This window comes from Xenorhabdus bovienii, from assembly GCF_024721015.1.
GTDB classification, from domain to species: domain Bacteria; phylum Pseudomonadota; class Gammaproteobacteria; order Enterobacterales; family Enterobacteriaceae; genus Xenorhabdus; species Xenorhabdus bovienii.
On sequence record NZ_JANAIF010000261.1, the window covers coordinates 1 to 788 of the forward strand.

The following is a 788-nucleotide window of genomic DNA, read 5'->3' on the forward strand; positions in this document are numbered from 1 at the left end:
TTAATTAACGTGGTGACGCCTTTACTGTTCAGGTCGTCGGCATCCGTGTCCGTCCCCTGTAATGTCCAGTAGATATCCGCCGAGATACCGAGAACGCCATTGACCGGCACATTGGACAGCGATTTATGCCAGCCCTGATCCGCATCAATACGGGCGCGTAAACCCAGCGCAAAAGCAGTCGCCGGCACGGTTTCATTTTTCCCGGACTGGCTGTTATAGGTGATAAAGTCCGGGTAAATAATCATGACTTCGCGCTGGCTAAAGTGCTCGCGGTACTTCTTCACCTCCGCCTGTGTCTCGCAGCCATAGGCGCTGACATAGGCAAAAGCGCGCAGCTTTTCGGCAAAAATAGCCAGTTGCAGGGCGACGGGTTGCGTGTCCAGTTGCGGCACAGCCAGAATGCGCGGGTGTTCGCCAATGTTGGCATCCGCAGTCAGTAGGGCATACAGTCCGGTATAGCGTCCGCTCTCGTTGACGCCGCCAATAATCAACTGATCCTGTGTCAGTTTTTCGCCGTCCCCGTGCAAATTGCCGGCATCTGCCACACGGATAACAATGACTTTCGGGCTGCACTGGTCAGAAATGGCCTTCAGTGTGGTGTACAACGTGCCGGTTTTCCCCGCCTTGCCAATCACACTGTTGATACGGGTGACGAGTACCGGCGTATCCAGCGGGAACACCTCAACATCGGCGTCATCAGCGGTACACACGACACCAATCACCGACGTGTTAATGTCGCGTATCAGCGTACTGAGTCGGGTCGTTTCCCTGACCGAGACGCCATGATG

At 55.2% G+C, this 788-nt stretch carries 1 protein-coding gene; it reads right to left on the bottom strand.

Going from position 1 to position 788, the window contains the following annotated elements; translation table 11 throughout:
• Window positions 1-788 (bottom strand): phage tail sheath subtilisin-like domain-containing protein (locus NXS07_RS22560; protein ID WP_258087569.1); only part of this gene is annotated, 788 nt, incomplete at both ends.